A 24,895-nucleotide genomic window follows, 5' to 3' on the forward strand; every position below is an offset into this window, starting at 1 on the left:
CCGAAACGGGTTGTAATGTGAACGCATTCTATGATCCGCAGAAGATAACTATTCTGAGTCCTGCCTCGCCTAGCCATCATTTTTACTGGCTTGAATAGCCTGAATTCGCTTGGGCCAAGTTGACTTGATGAACGCAAGTATGGTGCCAATTTCGTCATCGCTCAGGCTCGAGCCAAAAGCAGGCATGCCGGATGTCATGCTCACCCCCATGTCATCTATGACTGCCTGACCTCCCCGGCGGATATAATCTTCCAGCATAGCGTCGTCGTGATGCCAGGTATGGCCATACCTGTCGTGCGGCGGGGCAGGAAGAATGCCGTTTTCATCCGCAATCTGCCAGTCGGGCTGCCCTTCGAGCTGGGCACCGTGGCATACTGCACAGTGTTCGGAATAAAGTTGAGCCCCCCGTTGCAGATCGACTGTCTTGCCATAACCCCACACCACCCAACCGCCTCCGGTAGCAAAGCCGACGACAAGCAGGCATATCGCCCATTTTGGGATGGCAGGCAGATAGCTTCGTCTCATGCGTGTCAAATTGTGCCCATTTGCGCAAAGATCAACCTTGAAAGCTGTTGTTGGAACGCCGCCCTGAACCTCCGTGCGGGCAGTTCCCATCTTGTCAGACACCGGCAAGCTCAAGAGAGATCATACGTTTTCACATTCCCAACACGAGCTGTGGCGGCTGTGCAAGGAGGCTTCTAGAACACCGTCACCTGCGTTCCGACTTCTGCCACCTCGTAGAGCCGAGTAATATGTTCATTATACAGGCCGTAGCAGCCATTGGAGGATTTCCGACCGATTTTCCGCGTGTCATGAGTGCCATGAATCAAGTAGGCTGGCCATGATAGGTAAAGACCATACGGTCCTAAAGGATTGCTTGGATCTCCGCCTTCTACTCGCTGCGGCAGATTGGGATCCTTTTCCCGCATGCTAGGCGTTGGTGTCCAAGGCGGATTTTTTGCTTTTCTGACAATTTCAGTTTTGCCCCGGCGGGTTCGATCTTCAGTGACAGGGATAGAGCACGGGAAAGCCAGGTTGATTGATTCATCACCCGACCAGTAATGCACTGCACGCGAAGTCACATCTGCAAGGATCACTCCTTTACCCAAACTCGGGTAAAACTCGCTCCAGTGTCTCGCGCGAAACGACGACTGATTGCGCCGGGGATCCGCAGTTGGATCGACCTGATAGGCACTGAGATCGGGCGCACCACCGGATGGGCGCGCGCCATAGAGAGGCTGCCCAGTATTAGGGTCAGAACCCTGCGCCAGAAGGGCGCCGCCTGGCAGAACCGCCGCTGTGGCCAGAAGGCCACCTAGAAAACGGCGTCGGTCGCTACCTGTATCTTTCGGAATCATTTACTGCCTCGTTCTTTCTGATAATCTTATTCAGTAATTACAGAATGGTACCCGCTCCCGGGCATTTGGCCAAGGAGACGAAATGCCGCGTAGATCAAGATCATGTGCGTTCCAGCTGCGACCCCTGCTGTTGACAGCTGTCGAGCTTGTGCGCTGCGCTGTCGAGTGCAAGGAAGGCTCCAATAAGGCAAACCAGACAAGGAGACGTAAATGAAAAACAAATTCCTCATCATCTTGGCAGTGGTCCTGATCAATGCCGGTTGTACAGATATGACAGCCAGGACAGAGGTCGGATCCGGATGACTTATCGAAGATCTCATGTCCGGAGGGAGCCTGCCGCGTGGAAAGGCCCAGAGGGCCAGCGGGCATCTCCGATTGCCGCCGGATTCCTCGCGACAACATATAACCCCTTTGCACCCATGATCCCGACGGTTCCTTGGCCCTGATCGGCTATGCCCGCGTCTCGACCGCGACAGACGCTCGACCCGCAGCTGGCGGAGCGGCGTCAGGCTGCGGGATCATCCACAAGGAATACGCCTCGAACGCCCTGCCCTGCGGCGCCCTCCGGCGCCGATCCGGCCCGCGATACCCTGGTGGTGGTCCGGCTTGACCGGCTGGCGCGCTCGCTTTCGCATCTTCTCCAGGTGATCGAGTCGCTTGGAGGCCCGGAGGGCGCATTTCCGCTCACTCGGCGATCTGATCGACACGGCCAAGCCGCCGGGCCGCCTCTCGCTTCAGATGATGGGGGCGGTGGCGGAACCGGAACGCGCGCGAGCGGACCAAGGCGGGGCTGCGCTCGGCTAAGGCGCAGGGCCGGGTGGGCGGCAACCCCGGCCTTCGGGCAGGCAACCGCGAGGCGAACCGCAAGCTGCGCCTGGCCCGCGACGAGGGCTATTCAAGAAGCTCGAGAGCACGACCTTAGGTTTGGGAGGCTCTGGCGCGCTTTGTCACCGCCGGCATCGGCCAAGACTGGTCGGTCGAGCGGCTGAAGCGCGCCGCCCGACGCTATGTCCGCGACGGTGCTGGATCGCGCCGCGCCGCACCGCCAATGACCGGCTGCTGGCCGTCGTGGCAGGATGCGACATGCCGATCCCGACCTGACGCCGGCAGGCATCGCCACCCGGCTGGAGCAGATGCGAGAGCGCATCCCCCTGGGTAACGTGAAGTGGTTCCCCTCCACCGTGCGACTGCTGCTGCAACGGGCTGAGAGGATGGGGATGATCAACGACTTGTCGTGAGGATCGACCCTCCGACTTGACGCAGGTACCACCAGGTCATACTCTCCTTTCAAAGGAGATGACCATGACTGTCAAATCGTCGATTTCCCTTAGCGCCGAGCAACATGCCTTTGCCCGTGCTCAGGTCAAGGACGGCAGCTTTCCGTCTGTGAGCGCGGTCGTGCAGCATGGGTTGGAACTGCTGCGCCAGAAGTCCGAAGGCGAAAGGGCGGAACGGGCAGCATTAAAGGCCTTGCTGGAGGAGCGCGCCAAGGGAGCCTTCGTCGGTGCCGCAACGATGCGCAGTCGCCTTGATAGCTTCACGGCAGCGCGCCGCCGTGCGGATCGTGATGCGGATTGAGTTCGCAGCCGAGGCCGAGCGCGATTTTGTCCTGATCTTCGACCATCTCGTCGACAGCTACATGGCGTTTGGCGAAAGCCGTACAGAGGCCCTGCAACGCGCCGAGGCCAGACTGGCCGGTATTCTTGACGATACCACGCGCATTGCGACAGCTCCGCGGCGCGGAAGCCGGCATGATGATCTGATGCCGGGCTTGCGTCAACTGACCCTGGGCAGTGTGACCTTCTGGTTCAAGGTGGAGGACATGGACCAGAAGGTGCGTGTTCTGGCGGTCTTTTTCGGGGCACAGGACCAGCATCGGCGGATGTTGATCCGCTTGCTGGGACAGGAATAGCAAGCATCAGGCCTGATGATCCGGAATTCTGCTTGCCAAAGGCAGCGATTCTCAGCCATAGTCACGAAAAATCGCAGCAGAACGGCATTTTTCGTGAACACGGCGAGGCGAGAGCAACGAGCGGGCAGAGACCTTGATCAGGAAAACCTGAACACGGTCATTCGGCAACATTCCGAATGGCTGGCCAGTCAATTGCATGCCCAGCGTGAGAACCTGTTCCCGCCCGACGCCCACAAGGCCATGCGCAAGTTCACCTCGGGAGAGGCTGCCGCGCTTCTGGATGTGAACGACAGCTATCTGCGCAAGTTGCATCTGGACGGCAAGGGTCCCTCACCCGAACTGACCGCCGGCAATCGCCGGATGTATTCCGTGCAGGACATCCAGGAATTGCGGGAGTTGCTTGAAAAGACGGCGCGCAGTGTCGGGGATTACCTGCCTGGCCGCCAGCTTGGCGACAAGTTGCAGATCATCGGCGTGATGAACTTCAAGGGCGGGTCCGGCAAGACGACGACCTCGGCCCATCTGGCGCAACGGCTGGCGCTGAAGGGCTATCGCGTGCTGGCCATCGATCTGGACCCGCAGGCGTCAATGACGGCCTTGCATGGGGTGCAGCCGGAATATGACCTTCAGGACGGCGGGACGCTTTACGACGCAATCCGCTATGAGAAGCCTGCCCCGATCCGCGACGTGATCCGCAAGACCTATCTGCCGAATCTGGACCTGATCCCCGGCAACCTCGAACTCATGGAGTTCGAGCATGAAACGCCCCGGGCCTTGGCGCAGGGCAATGCCGGACTGTTCTTTTTCCGTGTCAAGGAAGCCCTGGCGCAGGTCGATGCCGACTATGACGTGGTGGTCATCGACTGCCCGCCGCAACTGGGCTTTCTGACAATGTCGGCCCTCTCGGCGGCGACGGGCGTGCTGGTGACCATCCACCCGGAAATGCTGGATGTCATGTCCATGAGCCAGTTCCTCCGGATGACGGCCGACCTGATGGACGTGATCGCGGAAAGCGGTGCGGACATGTCGCATGACTGGATGCGCTATCTGCTGACCCGCTACGAGCCGACGGATGCCCCGCAGAATCGGATCGTGGCCTTTCTGCGCACGATGTATGGCGACAAGGTCCTGAATGCGCCGATGCTGAAGTCCACCGCCATTTCGGATGCGGGGCTGACGAAGCAGACCCTTTACGAGGTCGATCGCTCGGCCTTCACGCGCTCCACCTATGATCGCGCGATCGAAAGCCTGAACGCGGTCAATGACGAGATCGCGCAACTGATCCAGCAGACCTGGGGGCGCAAATGAGCGAAAGCAAGAAGCGCCGGATGTCGATGCTGGACGACCTGGCCCAGGGTGCGGCAGCCGCGCCGCCGTCGATGATGTCGAACAACCGCGCACTGCGTTCGGCGCGCGATGCCGTGGACAGTCACCGCATCTGGGAACTGGATCCGGATCAGATCATCGACGACCGGGCCGCCGACCGGATGGACCCGCAGGACGTGGCCGACCTTCGCGCCTCGATCGAGGCCGTGGGGCAGACCGTGCCGATCCTGGTCCGCCGCGATCCTTCGGATCCGGACCGCTACCTGCTGGTCTATGGACGCAGGCGGCTGGAGGCCGTGCGCGGATCTGACCACGTTACCAAGATCCGCGCGATGATCGCCTCGATGGACGACAGCGCCGCAATCCGCGCGCAGGCTTCCGAGAACACAGGCCGCCGCGAGCTGAGCTTCATCGAACGCGCGATGTTTGCCCGCCAACTGGTCGAAAGCGATTTCGGCAGCCAGGCTCAGATCGCCGATATCCTGAACGTAACGAAATCGGCGGTCTCGATGGCTCTTGCCGTTGTCCGGACTGTCGGTCCGGATCTTGCCCTGGCGATCGGCCCTGCCCATGGCACGGGCCGTCCCCGTTGGGAGGCGCTGGCCGCCGCATTGGCCGAGTCCGACATGGATCGCGCGGAGCTGGTGGAGCTTGCAGCTCGGGTCAGGGCTCAGACCGATCCGGAGGTTGCCGATCCCTCGGTTGCAGCGTTCGAAGCGGTAGTCCGGCTTTTGCGAAAGATGACCGCCCTGCCCCGCCCGACACCGGGAGATTCGAACACCCTGACGATCAATGGAAAACCCGCCGGCAAGGTCATCAGAACGAAGACCGGTGTCCGGCTGGAGATCAGGACCGAAGACACAAAGTTCGCGGAATGGCTGCAATCCGAAGCTGCCGGCGCGATCGAGGAGCTTCACGCCCGCTGGAAGAAGCGCGGGTGAGGGCAAGATAGGCATAACAGCAAGGAGGCACGACCCAGCCAAAGAAAAGGTCCCGCAAAGCACGAAACCTTACGAGACCCTTTGATCGTAGCACATTAAAGGTAATCGCCATCGGAACAGTCTGCAAGTCCCTTCGTGATTTGCAGCGCGGGATTTCTTTGTCTTCGTGAACGAACAATGACTTACGATGCCATAACGCCGTTCCGGCGGCGGGTGGATGCTGTCCAAATCCGCTGCCATGCGACGCTGATGCAACCGTCTTCGGGCGGAAGCGTCGATAAATGGGCCATATTGCGCGATCTGGTGGCCGGACGGGAGACCTTCGGTGTCTCCGATCGTGATCTGACTGTCCTGCAGGCGCTTGTCAGTTTCCACCCCCGCAATGATCTGGGCGATCCTGAACGATTGATCGTATACCCTTCGAACTCGACGATCTGCGACCGGCTCAACGGGATGCCCTGTTCGACCATGCGCCGTCACCTTGCCCGTCTGGTCGAGGTCGGACTGATCCTTCGCAATGACAGTCCAAATGGAAAGCGATACATTCGTCGCAGTGCCCTTGGCGAACAGCGGTTCGGCTTAGACCTGTCGCCCTTGCTGCGGCGTGCAGACGAAATCCGGGCGGCCGCCCAGCGGGCCCGCGACACCGCGGCGGCGATGGCGGATCTGCGAAGCGACATTAGCCTGATGCGGCGCGATGTGATCAGTCTCCTTGACCTGGTTGAAAGCCAGGGAGGCGCCCTGCCCTCTGATGACCCGCAACGGAGTCTTGTGAACCTTGCAGGCCGCATCCTTCGCCGCAAGCCTTGCGCCCAAGATTTGTGGACGCTGCATAATGAATTGACTACTGTTCTTAAGGATATCCGAGGCAGGATATCCACTGATCAGACAGATGAATTGGGCACCTGGGACAACCAGAATGAGCAGCACTATCAGAGATCAGATAAAGAAGATCTTGAATCTGAATGCTGCAAAGAAAAAGCTAATGGCGTGCCGGCTGCTGAAGAACCCGCCGAGCTGACGCTGGACGCTATCGTCTCGACCTGCGGCGACATCGTTCAGTTCGTCAACCATGACATCCGCACCTGGTCTGATCTTGTCCATGCGGCAGATCAGGTCAGACCAATGATGGGGATTGAGCTTTCGGTGTGGTCGCGCGTGAAGGGGAGCATGGGCGCTATTTGCGCAGCGGCCACCTTGGCGGCGATCCTTCAACGGTTTACGCAGATTCGATCGCCTGGGGCCTATCTACAGGCACTTGCCGCGAAGGCACAGGCCGGACAGTTCTCGATTGACCAAATGATCAGGGCACTTTCTCGCCGGGATGCGCCAAAGTTCACAGCTGTGAACTGTTAGCCTCATAACCTTTGCCCTTCCAGCGTATGCGACACACAGCAACAGCAACCATGATCACGATTGTATAGCCATCCTGATCCTGTCTCCCGGCAGAAGAACCATGCGCAAACCGACCTTCAAGGACATTACTGCCCAAGCGGGGGTAGGGACCGTAACAGTCGACAGGGTTTTGAACAATCGAGGCGGTGTCAGCCCCGACGCTGTCGGGTTGCTGCGGATCGAGGTGCTACTCGTCCAGCCGCAATCGACCTTCACGTAGGGATCGACAATGCGGCAATGTTCATGACGCGCATAACACAAGGGCAGGGGACTGTGACCGCGCTTGGCGGCACCGCGATCAGCCAGGTGGTGAACCAGGGCCTGACCTCGGTGCAGGACGCGGCGCTCGAGCTGCAACTGTTCGAGATGCTGTCCCACCTGCCGCTGACGGGGATCACGTCGCTGGTGGCGAGCTTGCGAGGCCCGTCCCACTTCACGCGCCTGATGCCGGCTGCACATCCCAAGGCTTCAGGCATCCACTGATTGCTTCGGCAAAATCGACATAGGTTTCTGCCCGCTGCGCCGACTTGCGCCAGGCCATGCAGATGTTCCGCGTTGGCACGGGATCGCTCAGGGGGACGGCCACCACCAGTTCCTCGCGCATGACCTCGGAGCGGACGTAAAGGGCGGGCAGCAGGGCGATGCCCATGCCGGCGGCGACCATCTGACGCAGCGTGTCGAGCGTGGTGCCGACGTAGTCGCTGGCCTCGATCGCGCCAACCTCGCGGCAAAGGCGTGCGATGTCATCGGTCGGTCCCTCGCGCCGTTCCATCGTCAGGATGGTCTCGCCCGCCAAGTCCTGCGGCCTGACCGACTTGCGGCGGGCCAGCGGGTGATCCTGCGGAACAACAAGGTGCAAAGGCTCGGTCACCAGCACGAAAGAGGCAAAGTCATCGCGCACCGGAACCTCGGGCAGAAGGATCACGTCATACTGGCCGTCGGCCAGGTGGTGCTGCAGCTGCTCCGGCTTTTCCTCGCGCACATGGATGCGGGTCTGGGGGAAGGTCCGGCGCAGCGTCGGCATCGCTATGGACAGGACATAGGCTCCCACGGTGTGGACCACGCCCATGCGCAGCAGGCTCTGCATCGCGTGCGGGTCTTCGCGCCGGGCAATGTCGCGGATGTCGTCGATCTCGGCCACGATGATGCGGGCCCGGCGGGCGATCTCGGTCCCCACTGGGGTCAGAAGGACGCGGGCCCGCGTGCGTTCCACCAGCCGGGTTCCCAGCCGCGCTTCCAATTCTTTCAGCTGAATGCTGAGGGTGGGTTGCGTGACGTGGCACTGCTCGGCAGCACGGCTGAAGTTCAGCGTGTCGGCCACTGCCAGCAGGTAGCGAAGCTGCTGCAAGGTCGGCATTTCGACTCCTTATAGAGTGCGGCTATGTAACGTCGCCTCATTATCAATTTCCTTATCATGAAGGGGCTGTGATTAAAATCCGGGGCAATTAAACGGCTTCGGAACTTTCCATGACTCAGCACGCGACCACGGACGCGGGGCGGCTATACGGCTATGCGGCATCGGGATTGGCCGCGCTGATCTTCGTCGCCTTTGCGGCGATGGCCCCTGGCGTTGTCGGGGGGCAGCCGGTGCTGGCAGACTGGCCGTGGGCGCCGTCGCTGAATATCTCGCTTGCCTTCATGCTGGACGGGTTGTCGCTGATCTTCGGCCTGCTGATCAGCGGCATCGGTGCGCTGATCTTTCTCTATGCGACCGGGTATATGGGCGATCACCCACGTTTCGGCCGCTTCGTGCTGTTCCTGTTCGCTTTCATGATCTCGATGCTGGGACTTGTGACGGCGCGCGACCTGATCACCCTGTTTCTGTTCTGGGAACTGACCAGCATAACCTCATACCTGCTGATCGGCTTTGACCACGACAATCCCCGCGCCCGGCGCAATGCCTTGCAAGCCATGCTGATCACGGCCGGCGGCGGGCTGGCGCTGCTGGCAGGTTTCATCCTGATGGGCGCAGCGGCTGGCGGATACGATCTGGCGCGGATCCTGGCGGGGCAGGGGCTTCAGGGGCATCCTCTTTACGGACCGATCCTGGTGCTGGTCCTGCTGGGGGCCTTTACCAAGTCGGCGCAGTTCCCGTTCCATCTCTGGCTGCCTAATGCGATGGCTGCGCCGACCCCGGTATCGGCCTTCCTGCATTCTGCGACGATGGTGAAGGCGGGCGTCTATCTTCTGGCGCGGCTGCACCCGGCACTGGGCGGCACCCCAGCCTGGACCGTGACGCTGATAGCCGCCGGGGCAGTAACGGCGGTTCTCGCCTCGGTCCTGGCGATGCGGCAGAGCGATCTGAAGCAGGCGCTTGCCTATACCACACTGATGGCCTTGGGCATGATCACGATGCTTCTGGCCGGATCGCACCCCTATGCGCTGACGGCAGCGGTGACCTTTCTGATCGTTCATTCGCTCTACAAGGCCAGCCTCTTCATGGTCGTGGGCGCGATCGACCACGCGACTGGCACGCGAGAGGTCGCGCAGTTGGGCGGCCTGGGCCGGGCGATGCCCGTGACAGCGGTCGCGGCCTTTCTGGCCTGCGCCTCGATGGCGGGGCTGCCGCCGATGATCGGATGGATCGGCAAAGAGCTGATCTATGCGGGCGCCGCCACCATGGCGGGTGCGCCCCTGGTCATCGCCGCAGCGGTCGCGGCGAATGCGCTGGTCTTCGCTGTCGCGGGGGTTGTTACGCTGCGCCCGTTTTTGGGCGCGCCGCTGCGAACGCCGCATCCTGCCCATGAGGCGCCCTGGCAGATGCTGGCAGGGCCGATCATTCTGGCGGCTTGCGGCCTTGTGGCCGGGTTGCTCGCCCAGCCTTTGCTGGGTGCGGCTATCGGCAGCACCCTGACCGGAAGCCTGATGCAGGATCGCGCCGCAGGGCTGCATCTCTGGGCCGGGTTCAACGCGGCCTTGGTGCTCAGCCTCCTGACCTTCACCATCGGGGTGATGCTCTATGTGATGCGTGATCGGTTCGCGGCCCTGGTCGACCCCGTGCTGCGGCGCCTTCCGTCTTTCGACAACGGCTGGGATCGGTTGCTGGATGCTTTCCGCGACCTTGCGGCTTGGCAAACCCGGATGCTGCAGACCGGCAGGCTGACGTCCTACATGCTGGCAGTGTTCGCCGTCACGGCCTTGGCGCTTGGCGCGACCATCCTCCACGGCAGGCCCGTCATCGCGCCCGAGCTTCCGCGGTCGGCCTTCCTGTGGTTGACGGTGGGCTTTACCGCAGCCGGGGCGGTTCTTGCGCTGAACACCCATTCGCGGATCGCGGCCATCGCCGGCATCGGCACGGTGGGGATCGGGGTCGCTGTGATCTTCATCTTTGCCGGCGCCCCGGATGTCGCCACGACCCAGCTGATGGTCGAGACGCTGTCGGCGGTCATGTTCGCCATCGCAGCCCTGCGCCTGCCGGGCCTGGTCGAGCGTCGCAGCCGCCAAAGGCAACTGGCCCATGGGGCGGTGGCCGGTGCTGTCGGCCTCTGCGTGACGGTGATGGTGCTGTCTGTCACGGCCTCGCCGCTTGACCGGACCATCACGCAATACTTCGAGGAGAACTCCTATGCTCTGGCCCACGGCCTCAACATCGTGAACGTGGTTCTGGTCGATTTCCGCGCCTTTGACACCTTTGGCGAACTGATCGTGGTGCTGCTGGCCTCCTTCGGGGCCTATGCGGTCCTCAAGCGCAAGCGGGGGGCAGGGGCATGAACTCACTGATCCTGTCAATCGGGGCGCGGTTCTTGACGGCGCTGTTCCTGCTGTTCTCGCTGTTCGTGCTGCTGCGCGGCCATAACAGCCCCGGCGGCGGCTTCATCGGCGGGCTGATCGGCGCGGCAGGCTTTGTCCTCTATAGCTTTGCGGCAGGCGTCGGTGCTGCGCGCAGCGCGCTGCGGGTCGATCCCCGCGCCATCGGCGTCTGGGGCATGGCGCTTGCCGTGGTTGCAGGATTGGCCTCGGCCTTGGCCGCCCTCGACCCCTTCACCGGGCTTTGGCTGATCGTGGCGGATCTGGCGCTCTCAACGGTGCTTGTCTTCGACATCGGCGTCTATCTGGCCGTCTTTGGCGCGATCCTGACCCTGGTCTTCACGCTCGAGGAGACGCTCTGATGGAAACCCTTCTTGCTTGCCTTTCGGGTTTCCTGGTCGCGACGTCTGTGTGGCTGATGCTGTCTGGCAACCTGATGCGATTCCTGTTCGGGCTGCTGCTCTTGTCGAACGGCTTCAACCTGGCGATCCTGGCGGCGGGGCGCCTGACGCCCGGCGCCCCGCCCTTGCTGGGGGCCAAGGGCGAACTGCCCGCCGGCACCATGGCCAACGCGCTGCCGCAGGCGCTGCTGCTGACGGCCATCGTCATCGGCTTCGGCCTGTTCGCTTTTGCGCTCGCGTTGACGATACGGGCTTATCGAACCTTTGGTCATCTCGAGGTTGACCGGATGCGGATCGCCGAACCGGCGGAGGACCGGAAGTGAGCTGGGTTCTTGCGCTGCCCATCATGATCCCGTTCGTGACGGCGGTCGTGGCCTTTCTTCTGCGCCGGTCGCGATTGGGCGACCTGGCCTCGGTTGGCGGCTCGGTTGCCTCGCTTGTCGCCGCTGTGGTGCTGATCGACAAGGTTCTGGATCAGGGCGTCATCGCCGGCCAGATCGGCGGCTGGCAGGCCCCCTTCGGCATCACGCTGGTGGCCGATCACCTGTCGGCAGCCATGGTGCTGATCACCGCCATCATCGGCCTGTCGGTCGCCATCTGGTCCCTGGCCGAGATTGGCCCCCAATCCGCCCGGTTCGGATACCACGCCCTGTTCCAGTCGCTGCTGGGCGGCGTCGCCGGCGCCTTCCTGACCGGCGACCTGTTCAACCTTTATGTCTGGTTCGAGGTCCTGCTGATCTCGTCCTTCGGGCTTCTGGTGATCGGGGGCAGGCAGTCAGCGATCGACGGGGCGGTCAAATACGTCACGCTGAACCTGATCTCGACCGTGATGTTCTTGGGCGGCGCGGGGCTGCTTTATGGGGCAACGGGCACGCTGAACATGGCCGATCTGCGCGGTGCCGTTGCGACCTCGCCCGACCAGGGGCTGATGACGCTGATCGCGATGATGCTGATGATCGCCTTCGGCCTGAAGGCCGCGGTCTTTCCCTTGTTCTTCTGGCTCCCCGCATCCTATCACACGCCGCATTACGCGGTCTCAGCGCTCTTTGCCGGGCTTTTGACCAAGGTCGGGGTCTATGCTCTGATGCGCGTCTTCACGCTGATCTTCGTGGGCGACATCGGCTACACGCACGAAATCCTGCTTTGGGTGTCGCTGCTGACCATGCTGACGGGTGTTCTGGGCGCCGCCGCGCAGGGCGATTTCCGCAAGATCCTGTCTTTCCACATCATCAGCCAGATTGGCTACATGGTGCTGGGCTTGGCGTTGATGACGCCGCTTGCCGTGATGGGCGCGGTCTTCTATCTGCTCCACCACATCATCGTGAAGACGAACCTGTTCCTGATCGCCGGGGTTTCGCGGCGCCTGACGGGTTCGTCGGACCTTTACGCCATCGGCGGCCTTTACAGGACCGCGCCGCTGCTGGCCGCGCTGTTCATCATTCCTGCCTTCTCGCTGGCCGGTTTCCCGCCGCTCTCGGGCTTCTGGGCCAAGTTCGTGATTGTCCAGGCCTCATTGGAAATCGGCGAAGGGCTGGTGGCGGGGATCGCGCTTCTGGTCGGGCTGCTGACCATCTTCTCGATGACCAAGATCTGGGCCGAGGCGTTCTGGAAGTCCCATCCCGACGGACGCCAGCCAACCCTGGCCGATCTGCCCCGGTCCGCGAGATGGCAAATGCTGGGTCCGATCATGATGCTGGCAGCAATGACGGTCGTGATCGGCGCCTTCCCAAGTCCCTTTCTGGAGTTCGCGACCCGAGGCGCCGAGCAGCTTGTTGATCCCGCCGCCTATGTCGCGGCCGTCCTGGGGGAGGCGCGGCAATGAGGCTTCTGGCCATCAACGTCCTTCTTGCCGTCGCCTGGTCGGCGCTGTGGAACGGGTTCTCGCTGGTGAACCTGCTGACAGGCTTTGCCATCGGCTTCGGTGCCCTTTGGTTCGCCCGAGACCTGATCGCCAGCAAGGACGAGCGCCGGTACTTCCGTGCCTTGCCCCAGAGCGTCGTCCTGGCCGTCTATTTCATCAAGGAACTGATCAAGTCCTGCATCATGGTGGCCCGCGACTGCATCGCGCCCCGGCCGAACCTGCACCCCGCCATTGTCAAGATGCCCCTTGAGGCCCGTTCGGATGGCGAGATCTTCCTGCTGGCCAATCTCATCACGCTGACCCCCGGCACGCTGACGCTGGATGTGGCCCCGGACCGCAGCTTCCTTCTTGTCCACTCGATCTATGCCACCGACGAGGCCGCCCTGATCGCCGATCTGAAATCGGGGATGGAACGTCGCATCGGAAAGGTCTTCCGCCCATGACACCCACCGCCTTCATGCAGACAAGCGTCACCCTGGCCCTGATCATGGTCGGTTTGGCGATTTTCATCGGCTTCATACGGCTGGCACGCGGACCAAGCCTGGCCGACAGGGTCGTGGCACTGGACATGATGACGACCGCCGTCATCGTCGTGTGCGGCCTTTACGCGGTGCGCACCGAGGCAGAGGCCTTTCTGGACATCGCCGTGGCGCTTGCCCTGGTCAGCTTCCTGTCCGTGGTTGCCCTTGCCCGCTATGCCGAACGGCTTGGCCGCAGGAACGACCGCGATGACTGAGATCCTTACCGGCATCTTTGCGCTTCTGGCCGGCGGCTTTGCCTTTGTCGCGGCCATTGGGATCCTGCGCTTTCCCGACGCGCTGACCCGGATGCACGCCTCCTCGAAGGTTGGCAGCCTGGCAGGCTCCCTGGCTCTTGTGGCGGCGGCAGTCGATATCGGCGGCGTCAGCGCGGCCAGCCGGGCCTTGATCGCCATCCTGTTCCTGCTGATGACGGCACCGATCGGGGCGCATCTTCTGGGCCGCGCTGCCGCTTGGCGGGCGGGGCAGAAGCCAGCCCCGCGGCCGCAACCCCAGCAGCCTCGTCCGAAGGACCGCAGCCCATGAAGGACATCGCCCTCGTTCTGCCCGAAAAGTTTGACGAGCCTGCCCTGCTGCAGGTGATGGCCCGGCTGTCACGCCGCCAGCCGCTGCGGGTCGGGCTGTGTTCGCGAAGCCCGCAGTTGTCGGACAGCCAATGGCAGCTCGTGGCAGGGATCGAGGCGATGGGGGTGGCCGTGTCAGCGCATCTCTCGGTTACCCCCGAGAGCCTTGCGGGGATACCGGCCGATCTGGTCCTTGCTGCCCGGCCCTCATCCCAGGCCCCTCTGGCGTGGCGGAGCTTCATTCGCGACCTTTCCCGGCGCGTGCCCGCCCCGGTCTGGATCATGAATGGCCCTACGGATCCCCCCTCGGCCGTCACCGCCCTGATCAATCCCGATGACGCGGACCGCATCGACCCCCATCTTGCGGCTGAGGTGCTGCGCGTATCGTTCACGCTCTCGCAGGCTCTGGATGTGTCTCTGGACATCCTCAATATCTGGTATTTCCGGGAAGAAGGCCTTCTGCGATCCTGGCGCCTCAGGACGCCCGAGCCGGAAATCATCGAGGGAAAGCGCCGGGCCGCCTGGATCGCGCAATCGGATCTGGCCCGCGTTCTGGCGACGCTTTCGCCCGGTCTGTCCTGGCACCGGCTGGACTGCCTGCAGGGGCCCGTCATCGGGGGGCTGGAAGGTATCGTGTCAAACGATACGCTCGTTGTCGCCGGCTCCCCAGGCCGGGACGGCTGGGCAGCACGGTTCAGGCCGAACCTGGCCGAGGAACTGTCCCGCCAGTGGCCGACACATGTCGTCATCGTCAAAAAACCTGACTCCCCGGCCTTGGCGAACGGCAAGACGCTGCAGGACCGTTCCGACACAGACACAACTCGGGGCGACTCTTCGGACAGCCACCGCAAAAAGAGATCCGGTTCCTACTGAACAGGGATTGACCGCGGGGATGGGCAGCCAAGCCCTATGCTCCTCGTCTTAAGGCGGCGGCAATGGAGCGGCCGCCAACCTTCATGCCGTCTGATGCGCGGTCAGGCTGGTGAGCAAGACCGCCTGACAGACCGCTCCGGCTCGCGCGGGATGAAAGCTCGCCGGTCGGGTGGGTGCTTGGCCTGTGGCAACGGGCATGAACATCAACCAGGCTCCAATCCCGCCCGGATGAAGGTCGAATGACAGTTCAGGTAGGCAGATGGAATGCCCAAAGCGACCAACGCCGCTGTTCAGGAACATAAGACAGAGTCCATGCTGACCTGCATGGACGGCGCTGCGGAACAACCTTTGAGCCCCCCTTCCAGGCCAAGGTCAGCAAGCGCCTTGGTGATGAGCGTGCCGAATGGTTGTGACCGCCGCATCCTGTGCTAACGTGTTCTTGAAGTCGCAATAAACCGGATAGGGATATGAAAATCAAAGCACTGTTTGCAGCATTCGCAATTGCAGCCTCGATCGGTCAGGCCGCCTCTGCGCAGGACATGTCGTTCTTCCGCATCGGCACCGGCGGCACCGCAGGCACCTATTACCCGATTGGCGGGCTGATCGCGAACGCGATCTCGAACCCGCCGGGATCTCGGGCCTGCGAGGATGGCGGATCCTGCGGCGTGCCGGGCCTGGTTGCGACCGCCGTGGCCTCGAACGGATCGGTGGGCAATGTCAACGCGATCAATGGCGGCGCGCTGGAGGCGGGCTTCACCCAGTCCGACGTGGCGTATTGGGCGCAGACCGGCACGGGGCTGTGGGAAGGCCAGCCTGCCGTCGAAAAGCTGCGGCTGATCGCGAACCTTTACCCCGAAAGCATCCATCTGGTCACGCGCGCCGACGCGGGTATCAATTCCGTGGCGGATCTGAAGGGCAAGCGCGTTTCGCTGGACGAACCCGGATCGGGCACGCTGGTCGATGCCAAGATCATCCTGGAAGCCTATGGCCTGTCCGAATCCGACGTGACGGCGGAATACCTCAAGCCCGATCAGGCGGCCGATCGGATGCGCGACGGTGCGATGGACGCCTTCTTCTTCGTGGGCGGCTATCCGGCGGGCGCGATTGCGGAACTGGCCAGCCAGCATGACGTGAGGCTGGTCCCGATCAGTGGTCCCGAAGTCGAGAAGCTGCTGGAAACCTATAACTTCTTCGCTACCGACAACTTCCCCGCCGGCACCTATGACGGGCAGGACGCGGACGTTCCCACCATCTCGGTCGGCGCACAGCTTGTCACCTCGGCCGATCAGTCCGAGGAACTGATCTACGGCATCACCAAGGCGCTGTATAACGAGAACACGCAAAAGCTGTTCGCAGCGGGCCACGCCAAGGGCAAGCAGATCACGCTGGACAGCGCGACGCAGGGCGCGGGCATCCCGTTCCATCCCGGCGCCGAGCGGTTCTACAAGGAAGTGGGAAAGCTTCAGTAAGCACGGGTCCGATCCGGTTCAAAGGACGCGGACCCGTGGTCCGCGTCCTTTTTCCGTCCCTGAAACGCAGGAATGACGAATGAACGAAACTGCACGCCAACTGACCGACGCCGAACTGCGCGCGCTGGAGGAAGAATACGACCCCGAGGCCCGGTTCCGCACCGTCCTGCGACCGGTGGCGATCCTGACCGGGGTCATCCTGTTCCTGCTGTCGGTCTATCATTTCTACACAGCAGGCTTTGGCATCCCGCGCGCCACCACCCATCGCGGGCTGCACATGGGCGTGTCGCTGTTCGTGATCTTTCTCAGCTTCGCGGCCTTCCACAGAGACCGCCACAAGACCACGGGCTTCGTCATTCTGGGCATTCCGGTCTATGACTGGCTGTTCGCCATCGCCGGGGCGGTCAGTTCCTTCTATGTGCCCTGGATTTATGACCAGCTTGCCTTCCGCGTCGGCAATCCATTGACGTTGGATATCGTGATGGGCACGCTGCTGCTGGTCACGCTGATGGAGGCCGTGCGCCGGTCGATGGGTTGGCCCCTGCCGGTGATCGCGGCGCTGTTCATCGCTTATGCCTATTGGGGCCGGTCGATGCCCGGCATTCTGGTCCATCCCGGCGCAGACTGGAACACGATCATAAACCACCTGTATCTGACCTCGCAGGGAATCTATGGCACCGCGCTTGGGGTGATCGCCACCTATGTGTTCCATTTCGTCCTGTTCGGGGTGATGGCGCAGAAGATCGGGTTGGGGCAGTTGTTCATCGACCTGGCCACCGCGCTGACCGGGCGTTTCTCGGGGGGGCCCGCCAAGGTCTCGGTCGTGTCCTCGGCCATGCTGGGCACGATCTCCGGCTCGTCCATCGCCAACACGGTGACCACGGGCGCGCTGACCATTCCGGCGATGATCAAGATCGGCTTCAAGCGCCACTTCGCCGCCGCGGTCGAGGCGGCGTCCTCGACCGGCGGGCAGATCACGCCGCCGGTGATGGGGGCGGTGGCCTTCCTGATGGTCGAATACCTGGGCATCCCGCTGCGCACCATCCTGATCGCAGCCATCGTGCCCGCCTTCATGCATTTCTTCGGCGTGCTGGTGCAGGTCCACCTGGAAGCCAAGCGCCTGGGCATCCGCGGCCTGACGAAAGAAGAACTGCCCAAGGCCGGAAAGGTTCTGCGCGAAGGCTGGCTGTCGGTCGCGCCGCTGATCCTGCTGGTCTGGATGCTGATGTCGGGCCGCACCCCCTTCCTGTCGGCCTTCTGGGCCATTGCCGCCTGCATGGCCGTCTATCTGATCCAGCGGATAATGGCCTCCGGCGTCCTGGGTGGCATCAAGGAAACCGCCGCCGGCATCTTCGAGGGTTTCGTGTCCGGCGCACGTCAGTCGTTGTCGGTGACCGCTGCCGCTGCCCTCGTGGGCGTCGTCATCGGCATCGTCACGCTGACGGGCGTGGGCTTCAAGATCGCCTTCATGGTGACCTCGGTCGCAGCCAGCGGGGCGGCTGATTTCCACGCCTTCCTGGGCTTTCTGCCGTTCGAGCTGTTCACCGTCCAGACCCTGACCCTGCTGTTCACGCTGGTGATGACGGCCGTGGTCTGCATCCTGATGGGCTGCGGCGTGCCGACGACCGCCAACTATATCATCATGGTGGCAGTGGCCGCGCCGGTGCTGGGGATGATGAACGTGGAACCGCTGGTGGCCCACTTCTTCGTCTTCTACTTCGGGGTTCTGGCCGACGTGACGCCGCCGGTGGCCCTTGCCGCCTATGCAGGCGCGGGGATCGCGGGGGCCAACGGCTTCAAGGCGGGCAACACCGCCTTCCGGCTGTCGATGGGCAAGGCCATGGTGCCTTTCGTCTTCGTCTTCTCGCCTTCGCTGCTGATCGTCACGCAGGCCTTCACATTGCCCGATTTCCTGCTGGCCTTCACCGGCGCGGTCCTGGGCATCGTGGCGCTGTCGGCGGCGATCACCAACTGGCTGCTTGGCCCGCTTTGGGTGGTCGAGCGGATCGTACTGGTCCTGGCCGCTCTGCTGCTGATCGCGCCAGAGCCGATCTCGACTGCCCTTGGCCTTGCGATCCTGGCTGCCGTGACGGCACGGCAGTATCTGGGAAGCCGCGACACTCCCGCAGCGGCGGCGCCCTGACAGGACAGGCTCGCCAGGGGGCAGCCTTTCCTGACCTCTGGCGCGTGGACGCGTGCGGTAGAATTCTTGGGATCGATGGCTCTCATCATAGTTTCCGCTGTAGATGCCAAGCGCGTTATGTTCCCCAAACGCGCAGGCTTCGGGCCTTCACGAATGCCTTCGGCGTGCGCTGCTCAGCGGCGGGGGCGCACCGTAAGCCAGACGCCGCCTTGCGGGCGAAGGGTCAGGATCATCTGCGGATCAGGCGTACGGTTCGGGACGGGCTCGAAGCGGAAGCGGGCCAGCAGGGTCGACAGGATGATCACCGCTTCCTGCAGGGCAAAGCTGGCAACGATGCAGATGCACGGCCCCGCGCCTATAGCGGTCGGGCGGGTTCGGGAAACGATCGGGGTCAAAGGCGTCCGGGTGGCCACAGCAGGTGGCACGGTCGCCCCGCGCAGCCCGCGGTTCCTCTGCCGCACGCTGCTGCACGACGGATGGTCGCACAGGGTTGGATCTTGGTTTATGGCTAATATTCGACCGCCTATCTGGATGAAAAAGCCGCCGTTCGCCAAGCCGGTCGCTGCACCTGGTCCTCACAATTCGACATGCCATGGGACTGGCGTCATCGGAACCGATAAGGCCGAAACAGCGGGGCAGGGGGTGCAAGAGGAAGAGACAGGCCGGGGGCTGCGCGACGGGTGGGAAAGCGGGGGAGTGGCTCCCGCGCGCCCGTGGTGGAGAGACCCATGGCTGTCGGCGAGCGATATGGGTTTTCGGTCTATGACGCGATGATCGTCTCGGCTGCGCTGACCAGCGGCTGCGAGCGGTTCTATACGGAAGATCTTCAGCATGGTCAGCTGATCGAAGGCAGGCTGTTGATTTCCACCCAGAACTGAGCCGGATAGGCGCGTAATTTCCACTGAGAATTGAGCCATGTGAACCTTTCCCCAGAGCGGTGAGCGACGGGGGTAACGGGAGTGATCCACATGGGACTTTTGAACATCATCCGGCGCATGCATTTGCGGGAGAAGTTGTCGATCCGCGAGATCGCGCGACGCACCGGACTGTCACGGAACACGGTGACGAAGCATCTGGCTGCAAATACGATCGAGCCAAAGTTTGCTACGCCGGATCGGCCAAGCAAGCTTGATCCTTTCGCCGAGAAGCTGGCCGGCTGGTTGAAAGATGGCGATGAAATCCGGATGCTGGTTAGGCTCGACAACCATCTTAAAGTCAGTTGACCTTAGTATTTTCGCGTAATCTACCTTGCAAATCTTCCATGCCATGGATTATTTGCAAGGTTATGTACAACCGTCATGTTTTCAAAGCCGTCATTTCTGCCCTTGATGAGCAAGCGGCTGTGGTCTTGCTGGGACCCCGGCAGATCGGAAAAACGACCTTGGCACTGGATGTTGCCGGACAGCGTCGCTCTGTCTATCTGGATTTGGAGCGGGAGGCAGATCGGCGGATCCTTGTCGAGCCTGACCTTTATCTGGACGAACTGGCTGGAAATCTGGTGATCCTTGATGAAGTCCAGCAGATGCCGGACCTGTTCAGGAACCTGCGCGGTCAGATCGACATGCGCCGTCGCAAGGGGTATCGCACGGGGCAGTTCCTGTTGCTGGGATCGGCATCGAACGTGCTGTTGAACCAGTCGGCAGAGTCCCTGGCAGGTAGGGTCCGCTATATCGAGATGCCGCCTCTTCTGTTAGACGAGGTGGGCGAAAACCGCCTGAATGACCTTTGGCTGCGAGGGGGATTTCCAGACAGCTTCCAGGCCGCCCATAACCGTGCCAGCCTGTCCTGGCGCGAGGACTTTATTCGCACCTATCTTGAGAGGGATATCCCCGCCCTTGGACCGCGCATTCCTGCGACGACGCTGCGACGGTTCTGGACGATGCTTGCGCATACCCAGGGTGGGCTTCTGAACGCCTCGGCCTTGGCCGAAGGACTGGGCATATCGGGCCAGACGGTTGGACGCTATCTTGATCTTCTGGTTGATCTGATGCTGGTTCGCCGCCTGACGCCCTGGCACGAGAATTTCGGCAAGCGCTTGATCAAGTCCCCCAAGGTCTATGTCCGGGATAGTGGCCTGGTCCACGCGCTTCTCGGCCTTGGCTCTCTCGAGGCACTCCTGGGCCATCCCGTCGTTGGTGGCAGCTGGGAAGGGTTCTGCATCGAAACGCTGATCGCCGCTGCGCCTTCCGGGACGGAGGCCTTCTTTTATCGAACCTCGGCCGGGGCAGAACTCGACCTGGTCCTTCGACTGCCGGATGGCAGCACCTGGGCGATTGAGATCAAGCGCACCACTTCACCCAAGGTATCCCGCGGGTTTCATCTTGCGATCGAGGATATCGGCGCCGATCGAAAGCTGTTGGTTTATGCGGGAGATCGCGAGGTGCCAGGCGAAAACGGACTTCGGGCAATGCCGCTCGGTCGCACTCTTGCGGCCTTGCGAGAAGCCTGATCGCGAGCAGCGCGGAAATTGCCAATTGGCAATTTTCATTTTCCAGCCCTGTCGGAAAGGTAATCATCCAGGGCCGATCGCAGTTCGGCTTCGCCGATGCTGGCCGGAAATTCGAAACGGATCCTGTTTCCGCGCTTCTGGACGGTAATGCCGGACGGCTTGCCAGCCTTGGGCGCCGAACCATAAACGGCCGCTTTCAGGCGCGACAGAACCTTTGGAACGGCAACATAGCCCCCCTGCCCTGCCCTGGCCTTTTCCTGTTCGGCCGCAATCCTTTCGGCCTCGGCCAGAACCTTGTCCTCACCGTCCTGAAGCATCACGCGTATCTGCCGGGCGTGCAGTTCCCTGATTTCAGTGATGCGGGGCCAGGCGTCGATGATGGCCTTTGGCAGCCGCGCAAGATGCAGATAGCGCGACAACCATGCCTCGGACACCTCAAGGCGTGCGGCCATGGTCTTCTGCTTTCCCCCATAATAGGCGCCAAGCGCCTGAAGGTAGTCGCAGGCCCGCTCATAGTCACTGAGATCGGCGCGGTCCCGGTTTTCTATATCGGCAAGACGAAATGCTTCTTCGTCGGTCAGGTCACGGACTTCGATCAGATAACGGAACTGGGGATAGTTGTTGGCCCGCAACCAAGTGACGGCGAAATGCCGACGGGCTCCGCAGATGACCTCGTATTCCGCGCCCTGCCCCACCGGCAGCTTGCGAACAATGGCCGGAAATTCCTGTTGGCCTTGTGCCTTGAGGCTGTCGATCAGGTCGCGGCAATTTTCCTCGGTCAGCAGATCATAAGCGCGGTTATGCCGGGACCACATCACGCAACGTGCGGGATCGACCCATCTCAGCACCTTTTCCTCGCGCTCGCCGCTTTCCGAAAGCGCGTTGGTCCGTTTCAGGAATCTGGCACCTCCCCGATCCGGGGTTGCTGGCGCAGGCAGATCCTTCAGGACATCGTCGAAGATCGCATTGTGTCGCTTGCTCACAACAAGCCCTCCTTGCGCAACTGACGGTGATGGCTTGGCCAAGTCTTTCGGATCAGGAGCTCGACCTCGCGCCCGACAGCATCAAGATAGGCCCGGCAGCGCTTGTGTGTCTCGGTCCGGGTCGCGGGGCCAGTCAGTTCATAGACCGTCATCAGATTAGCCGTCGCATTGTCGATCTCAGCGGAATCCCTCAGCGAAACGCTCAGCATGTCCTGCGGAAACACCGCATCCATCATGCGCTTGATGGCCTGATGCGCTGACTTCTGGTCGTTCATCTTGGAAGTCAGGATCTTCACGAAGCTGTATTCCCGCGCCCCGCCATGCCGCGCCAATTCTGCCAAGGTCGATTCCATCATCTTCAGAAAATGTGCCGTGGAAGCAAAGTCGATATTGTTGGGCGGCGCGGGAATCAGCAATGCGTTGGCCGCGCGCAGCACCGACAGCGACAGCATCCCAAGCGCGGGTGGCGGATCCATGAGGATGATGTCGAACTGGTCTGCGATCGAGGCGACACCCTCGCGCAGACGGTCAAGGATGAAGGCCGGGTCGCGTGCCATCCGCGCGGCAAATTCGTATTCCGCGTCGTAAAGCCCCAGGTTCGCGGGAATCAGGGCTATACCGGGCCAATGGGTCGCTCTCAGGGCGTAATGCAGCGACTTTGGTCCGCCATGCTGCAGGAAGGGATAAAGCGTGTCTTCTTCCTCATCCACATCGACATCGGGGTTCAGGCCAAAGACGGCAGTGGTCGAAGCCTGCGAATCGCAATCCATAACGCAGATACGGTAACCGCGCAGCGCGAAATACTGGGCCAGATGAACTACCAATGTCGTCTTGCCGACCCCACCTTTGAAATTTTGCACCGCCATGATCAGGGGCGGATCGTCAGGGTCGCGATGCGGAAGCGTGCCGAACACCTCACGCATCCGGTTTATGTCTGCCAAGCTGTATCCGTGGCGGCGATTGGTGGTCTCGTCCTTGGACGGTTCGGGAAGCCGGCCATCCGATTCCGCATCCCGGATTGCCTTTTCTGACCGCCCCACCATCTCGGCAGCGGTGCGAACGTTGAAAAGCAGATCGAGTTGCTTTTGCGTTCCGGGAGAAAAAACTCTTTCCCTCAGCCGTTCGATCACGGTTGAGGCACGCTGGCTGAGAATTGCGAGCTCGTCCAGGGTGACGGGGGGCAGAACATGGTTCATCGTTGCAACTTCGCTGCTCGTTCCCCGGCAGTATGTCGGAAAGCAGCCAACGGGTAAAGTTCGGTTTTTCGAGCCAGGACTCTGGAAAACCGATAGTCGGTAATCCAAGCAACGATTACCGATTTTTGCGCTATTTGCTTTGGTGAGAAAGAGGCGCAAGTCCCATTTTGTAAGGAATGACAGTCTTAGCGGGCGGATCCTGTGGATAAAATCAAACAACCTATTTGTTCGGATTCATCTGATTCAGATTCGTGATGAGTAACTTGTTGATCGTACTATGGTTTCTTTGGAAAGTCTTACGGTTTGGGACTGCACTGCATACTTTCCGGGATGGCTATCCTTACGATTCGGGCGGCATGGGCTTACAGATCGGGTGCTGCGGAAAGCTTACGTTCTGGATGCCTTATCCAGGCCCGAATCACGCCAAAAATTGTTCAGCAAAAGCAGGCGCTTGCGAATCACCTGGAGGAACCAGCCGACGGTTAGGCTTACTTTTTGGGTGATGCTAATCAGACACAAGCCAGCCTGCTTGAAAAATTACCATGGCAAAGCTACAAAAGTAAGGCTGAAGATGTAGGTGAAACGTGGCGGACGCATCGATTCGAACGGTTGAAGCTCGGCCCAATGCCGACAGTCTGGTCAAGCCGGGCGAGCTTGTCGACCTTGTGGAAGTGACGCCGCTGACCTTGAGCGACCGTCGGATCTATAACCAGCTTCTGGAAAACGCATGGGATGCCATCGACAAGCCGGTGACGCATGTCATTGCCAAATCCGTGCTGCGAGGAAGTCACAACTCCAACGACCGCGTCGGTGAAAGCCTTGAAAGGCTGATGTCGGCAATCGTCAAGGTCGCTGTGACCTGGGAAGGTGAACCGGCCATAGAACGGGTCCAGCTTCTTGGCGGAAATCTGGAAAGCAGCCGGAACGACGGTTTGCTGGAATACGAAATTCCTGCGCGCTTGCGAAAGATCATCCGCAATAGCCAGGTCTTTGCGCGTTTGCAGCGCGAGGTCATGTTTGCCTTGTCCTCGAAATACGCGCTGACTTTGTATGAGATGGTGCAAAAGCGCGGAAATCTTCGCTGGAAAGCGTCGGAAAGATTCACGCTCGATTCCCTGCGCGGCATCATGGGCGTGCCGAAGGGCAAGCTTTCGTCCTGGTCCAATCTGAAGCTGCGTGCCATCGATCCGGCGGTGGCCGAGGTCAACGCGCTGTCGGATTTCATGGTCGAGATTTCGCCGATCAAGACGGGGCGGGCCGTTACCCATGTCGAGATGCGATGGTGGCGCAAGGATGGCGATGCCAGCGGAGCCGCAGACCGCGCGCTGCAATTTTCCAGGGTAGGACGCCGGATAAAGGTCGAAGGCAGGGCCGAACAGGTGATTGCAGGGCAGGGGGCTGGACCCCGTCCTGCATGGCTCGACAGTCGAGGTCCAGCCCTCCAAACCGCAACCTATGAAACAGCACGCCTGCGCCATCCCGGCTATGACATCTACTTTGTAGAAGGCGAATGGCGACGGTGGAGCGAAGCAAAAGAGCCTCCACATAACCCTGATCGCGCCTTCTTGGCGTTCTTTCGTAGCTATGCCGAGAAGCATCCCATTTAAAAATTGCCAATTGGCAATTTTTCGGTGAAGCGGCTAGGGTGTGTTGACGTTCACCGGAGTCGGATGACGGTTGCGGCGAGAGCAATGAAGGCGCTGAAACTTTCATCAGTCTTGCAGCAGCGCATGGCGATG

At 61.5% G+C, this 24,895-nt stretch carries 26 protein-coding genes and 2 pseudogenes; 22 read left to right on the forward strand and 6 right to left on the reverse strand.

Annotated elements, in window-relative coordinates:
- Positions 1-69: 69 nt before the first annotated feature.
- Both PARHAE_RS20705 and PARHAE_RS20710 read right to left on the reverse strand, forming a co-directional pair.
- Positions 70-615 (reverse strand): c-type cytochrome, encoded by a 546-nt coding sequence (locus PARHAE_RS20705; RefSeq protein ID WP_241232924.1) that lies wholly within the window; start codon positions 613-615, stop codon positions 70-72.
- A gap of 83 nt (positions 616-698) precedes the next feature.
- Positions 699-1,358: a L,D-transpeptidase gene (locus PARHAE_RS20710; protein WP_126156382.1), complete on the reverse strand. Its 660-nt coding sequence runs from the start codon at positions 1,356-1,358 to the stop codon at positions 699-701.
- Positions 1,359-1,794: 436 nt separating this feature from the next.
- Here PARHAE_RS20710 and PARHAE_RS22220 point away from each other — a divergent pair.
- From PARHAE_RS22220 to PARHAE_RS20750, 8 genes and pseudogenes are all read left to right on the forward strand, one after another.
- Positions 1,795-2,596 (forward strand): annotated as a pseudogene (locus PARHAE_RS22220) (recombinase family protein).
- Between the two features lie 58 nt (positions 2,597-2,654).
- Positions 2,655-2,936: a ribbon-helix-helix domain-containing protein gene (locus PARHAE_RS20720; RefSeq protein ID WP_241232926.1), complete on the forward strand. Its 282-nt coding sequence runs from the start codon at positions 2,655-2,657 to the stop codon at positions 2,934-2,936.
- Entirely contained in the window at positions 2,926-3,270 is a 345-nt protein-coding gene (locus PARHAE_RS20725; protein ID WP_241232927.1) for a type II toxin-antitoxin system RelE/ParE family toxin, read from the forward strand. Before PARHAE_RS20720 ends, PARHAE_RS20725 begins: the two co-directional genes overlap by 11 nt.
- Before the next feature lie 93 nt (positions 3,271-3,363).
- On the forward strand, positions 3,364-4,578 hold the full coding sequence (repA, locus tag PARHAE_RS20730) for a plasmid partitioning protein RepA (RefSeq protein WP_126156383.1): 1,215 nt from the start codon (positions 3,364-3,366) through the stop codon (positions 4,576-4,578).
- Positions 4,575-5,537, forward strand: a complete 963-nt coding sequence (repB, locus tag PARHAE_RS20735) for a plasmid partitioning protein RepB (RefSeq protein WP_126156384.1) — start codon at positions 4,575-4,577, stop codon at positions 5,535-5,537. The genes repA and repB overlap by 4 nt, the downstream gene beginning before the upstream one ends.
- A 177-nt stretch (positions 5,538-5,714) precedes the next feature.
- Positions 5,715-6,893 (forward strand): plasmid replication protein RepC, encoded by a 1,179-nt coding sequence (repC, locus tag PARHAE_RS20740; protein WP_241232929.1) that lies wholly within the window; start codon positions 5,715-5,717, stop codon positions 6,891-6,893.
- A gap of 100 nt (positions 6,894-6,993) precedes the next feature.
- Positions 6,994-7,152 carry a LacI family DNA-binding transcriptional regulator gene (locus tag PARHAE_RS22225; RefSeq protein ID WP_126156385.1) on the forward strand — a complete coding sequence of 53 codons (159 nt, stop codon included), beginning with the start codon at positions 6,994-6,996 and terminating at the stop codon, positions 7,150-7,152.
- A gap of 23 nt (positions 7,153-7,175) precedes the next feature.
- Positions 7,176-7,415, forward strand: a complete 240-nt coding sequence (locus PARHAE_RS20750) for a hypothetical protein (RefSeq protein WP_126156386.1) — start codon at positions 7,176-7,178, stop codon at positions 7,413-7,415.
- Here PARHAE_RS20750 and PARHAE_RS20755 read toward each other — a convergent pair.
- A complete protein-coding gene (locus PARHAE_RS20755) occupies positions 7,366-8,289 on the reverse strand; it encodes a LysR substrate-binding domain-containing protein (protein ID WP_126156387.1) in 924 nt (307 codons plus the stop codon). The two genes, PARHAE_RS20750 and PARHAE_RS20755, sit on opposite strands and share 50 nt — an antisense overlap.
- A 110-nt stretch (positions 8,290-8,399) precedes the next feature.
- On the opposite strand from PARHAE_RS20755, the gene mbhE reads away from it, so the two are divergent.
- From mbhE to PARHAE_RS20805, 10 genes are all read left to right on the forward strand, one after another.
- Entirely contained in the window at positions 8,400-10,643 is a 2,244-nt protein-coding gene (gene mbhE, locus PARHAE_RS20760; RefSeq protein WP_126156388.1) for a hydrogen gas-evolving membrane-bound hydrogenase subunit E, read from the forward strand.
- On the forward strand, positions 10,640-11,041 hold the full coding sequence (locus tag PARHAE_RS20765; protein WP_126156389.1) for an MnhB domain-containing protein: 402 nt from the start codon (positions 10,640-10,642) through the stop codon (positions 11,039-11,041). The genes mbhE and PARHAE_RS20765 overlap by 4 nt, the downstream gene beginning before the upstream one ends.
- On the forward strand, positions 11,041-11,403 hold the full coding sequence (locus tag PARHAE_RS20770; RefSeq protein ID WP_126156390.1) for an NADH-quinone oxidoreductase subunit K: 363 nt from the start codon (positions 11,041-11,043) through the stop codon (positions 11,401-11,403). Before PARHAE_RS20765 ends, PARHAE_RS20770 begins: the two co-directional genes overlap by 1 nt.
- On the forward strand, positions 11,400-12,902 hold the full coding sequence (locus PARHAE_RS20775) for a Na+/H+ antiporter subunit D (protein WP_126156391.1): 1,503 nt from the start codon (positions 11,400-11,402) through the stop codon (positions 12,900-12,902). The genes PARHAE_RS20770 and PARHAE_RS20775 overlap by 4 nt, the downstream gene beginning before the upstream one ends.
- Positions 12,899-13,384, forward strand: a complete 486-nt coding sequence (locus PARHAE_RS20780) for a Na+/H+ antiporter subunit E (RefSeq protein ID WP_126156392.1) — start codon at positions 12,899-12,901, stop codon at positions 13,382-13,384. The genes PARHAE_RS20775 and PARHAE_RS20780 overlap by 4 nt, the downstream gene beginning before the upstream one ends.
- Positions 13,381-13,677 carry an MrpF/PhaF family protein gene (locus PARHAE_RS20785; protein ID WP_103174710.1) on the forward strand — a complete coding sequence of 99 codons (297 nt, stop codon included), beginning with the start codon at positions 13,381-13,383 and terminating at the stop codon, positions 13,675-13,677. The genes PARHAE_RS20780 and PARHAE_RS20785 overlap by 4 nt, the downstream gene beginning before the upstream one ends.
- Positions 13,670-14,005, forward strand: a complete 336-nt coding sequence (gene mnhG, locus PARHAE_RS20790) for a monovalent cation/H(+) antiporter subunit G (RefSeq protein ID WP_126156393.1) — start codon at positions 13,670-13,672, stop codon at positions 14,003-14,005. Before PARHAE_RS20785 ends, mnhG begins: the two co-directional genes overlap by 8 nt.
- Positions 14,002-14,916: a hypothetical protein gene (locus PARHAE_RS20795; RefSeq protein ID WP_126156394.1), complete on the forward strand. Its 915-nt coding sequence runs from the start codon at positions 14,002-14,004 to the stop codon at positions 14,914-14,916. Before mnhG ends, PARHAE_RS20795 begins: the two co-directional genes overlap by 4 nt.
- Before the next feature lie 467 nt (positions 14,917-15,383).
- Positions 15,384-16,385: a TAXI family TRAP transporter solute-binding subunit gene (locus tag PARHAE_RS20800; RefSeq protein WP_126156395.1), complete on the forward strand. Its 1,002-nt coding sequence runs from the start codon at positions 15,384-15,386 to the stop codon at positions 16,383-16,385.
- 79 nt (positions 16,386-16,464) lie between these two features.
- Positions 16,465-18,528 (forward strand): TRAP transporter permease, encoded by a 2,064-nt coding sequence (locus PARHAE_RS20805; protein ID WP_126156396.1) that lies wholly within the window; start codon positions 16,465-16,467, stop codon positions 18,526-18,528.
- Between the two features lie 173 nt (positions 18,529-18,701).
- Here the strand turns inward: PARHAE_RS20805 and PARHAE_RS22230 are convergent, their stop codons facing one another.
- Positions 18,702-18,833 (reverse strand): hypothetical protein, encoded by a 132-nt coding sequence (locus PARHAE_RS22230; RefSeq protein WP_420899433.1) that lies wholly within the window; start codon positions 18,831-18,833, stop codon positions 18,702-18,704.
- 423 nt (positions 18,834-19,256) lie between these two features.
- On the opposite strand from PARHAE_RS22230, the gene PARHAE_RS20815 reads away from it, so the two are divergent.
- The 3 genes and pseudogenes from PARHAE_RS20815 to PARHAE_RS20825 all read left to right on the forward strand — a co-directional run bounded on the left by PARHAE_RS20815 (position 19,257) and on the right by PARHAE_RS20825 (position 20,977).
- Complete coding sequence (locus PARHAE_RS20815) at positions 19,257-19,406, forward strand: PIN domain-containing protein (RefSeq protein ID WP_206437047.1); 150 nt, start codon at positions 19,257-19,259, stop codon at positions 19,404-19,406.
- Between the two features lie 90 nt (positions 19,407-19,496).
- Positions 19,497-19,691 (forward strand): annotated as a pseudogene (locus tag PARHAE_RS20820) (winged helix-turn-helix transcriptional regulator); the annotation flags it as partial.
- 98 nt (positions 19,692-19,789) lie between these two features.
- Positions 19,790-20,977, forward strand: a complete 1,188-nt coding sequence (locus PARHAE_RS20825) for an ATP-binding protein (RefSeq protein ID WP_241232930.1) — start codon at positions 19,790-19,792, stop codon at positions 20,975-20,977.
- Positions 20,978-21,012: 35 nt separating this feature from the next.
- On the opposite strand, the gene PARHAE_RS20830 is transcribed toward PARHAE_RS20825, so the two are convergent.
- Both PARHAE_RS20830 and PARHAE_RS20835 read right to left on the reverse strand, forming a co-directional pair.
- The gene (locus tag PARHAE_RS20830) at positions 21,013-21,960 is read right to left on the reverse strand and encodes a ParB/RepB/Spo0J family partition protein (protein ID WP_126156398.1); all 948 of its coding nucleotides are present in this window, start codon (positions 21,958-21,960) and stop codon (positions 21,013-21,015) included.
- Positions 21,957-23,156 (reverse strand): AAA family ATPase, encoded by a 1,200-nt coding sequence (locus PARHAE_RS20835; protein ID WP_126156399.1) that lies wholly within the window; start codon positions 23,154-23,156, stop codon positions 21,957-21,959. Before PARHAE_RS20835 ends, PARHAE_RS20830 begins: the two co-directional genes overlap by 4 nt.
- 584 nt (positions 23,157-23,740) lie before the next feature.
- Between PARHAE_RS20835 and PARHAE_RS20840 the strand changes: the two genes are divergently transcribed.
- The gene (locus PARHAE_RS20840; protein ID WP_126156400.1) at positions 23,741-24,763 is read left to right on the forward strand and encodes a replication initiation protein; all 1,023 of its coding nucleotides are present in this window, start codon (positions 23,741-23,743) and stop codon (positions 24,761-24,763) included.
- Positions 24,764-24,895: the final 132 nt, after the last annotated feature.

The organism is Paracoccus haematequi, assembly GCF_900631945.1.
Taxonomy (GTDB): Bacteria; Pseudomonadota; Alphaproteobacteria; order Rhodobacterales; family Rhodobacteraceae; genus Paracoccus; species Paracoccus haematequi_A.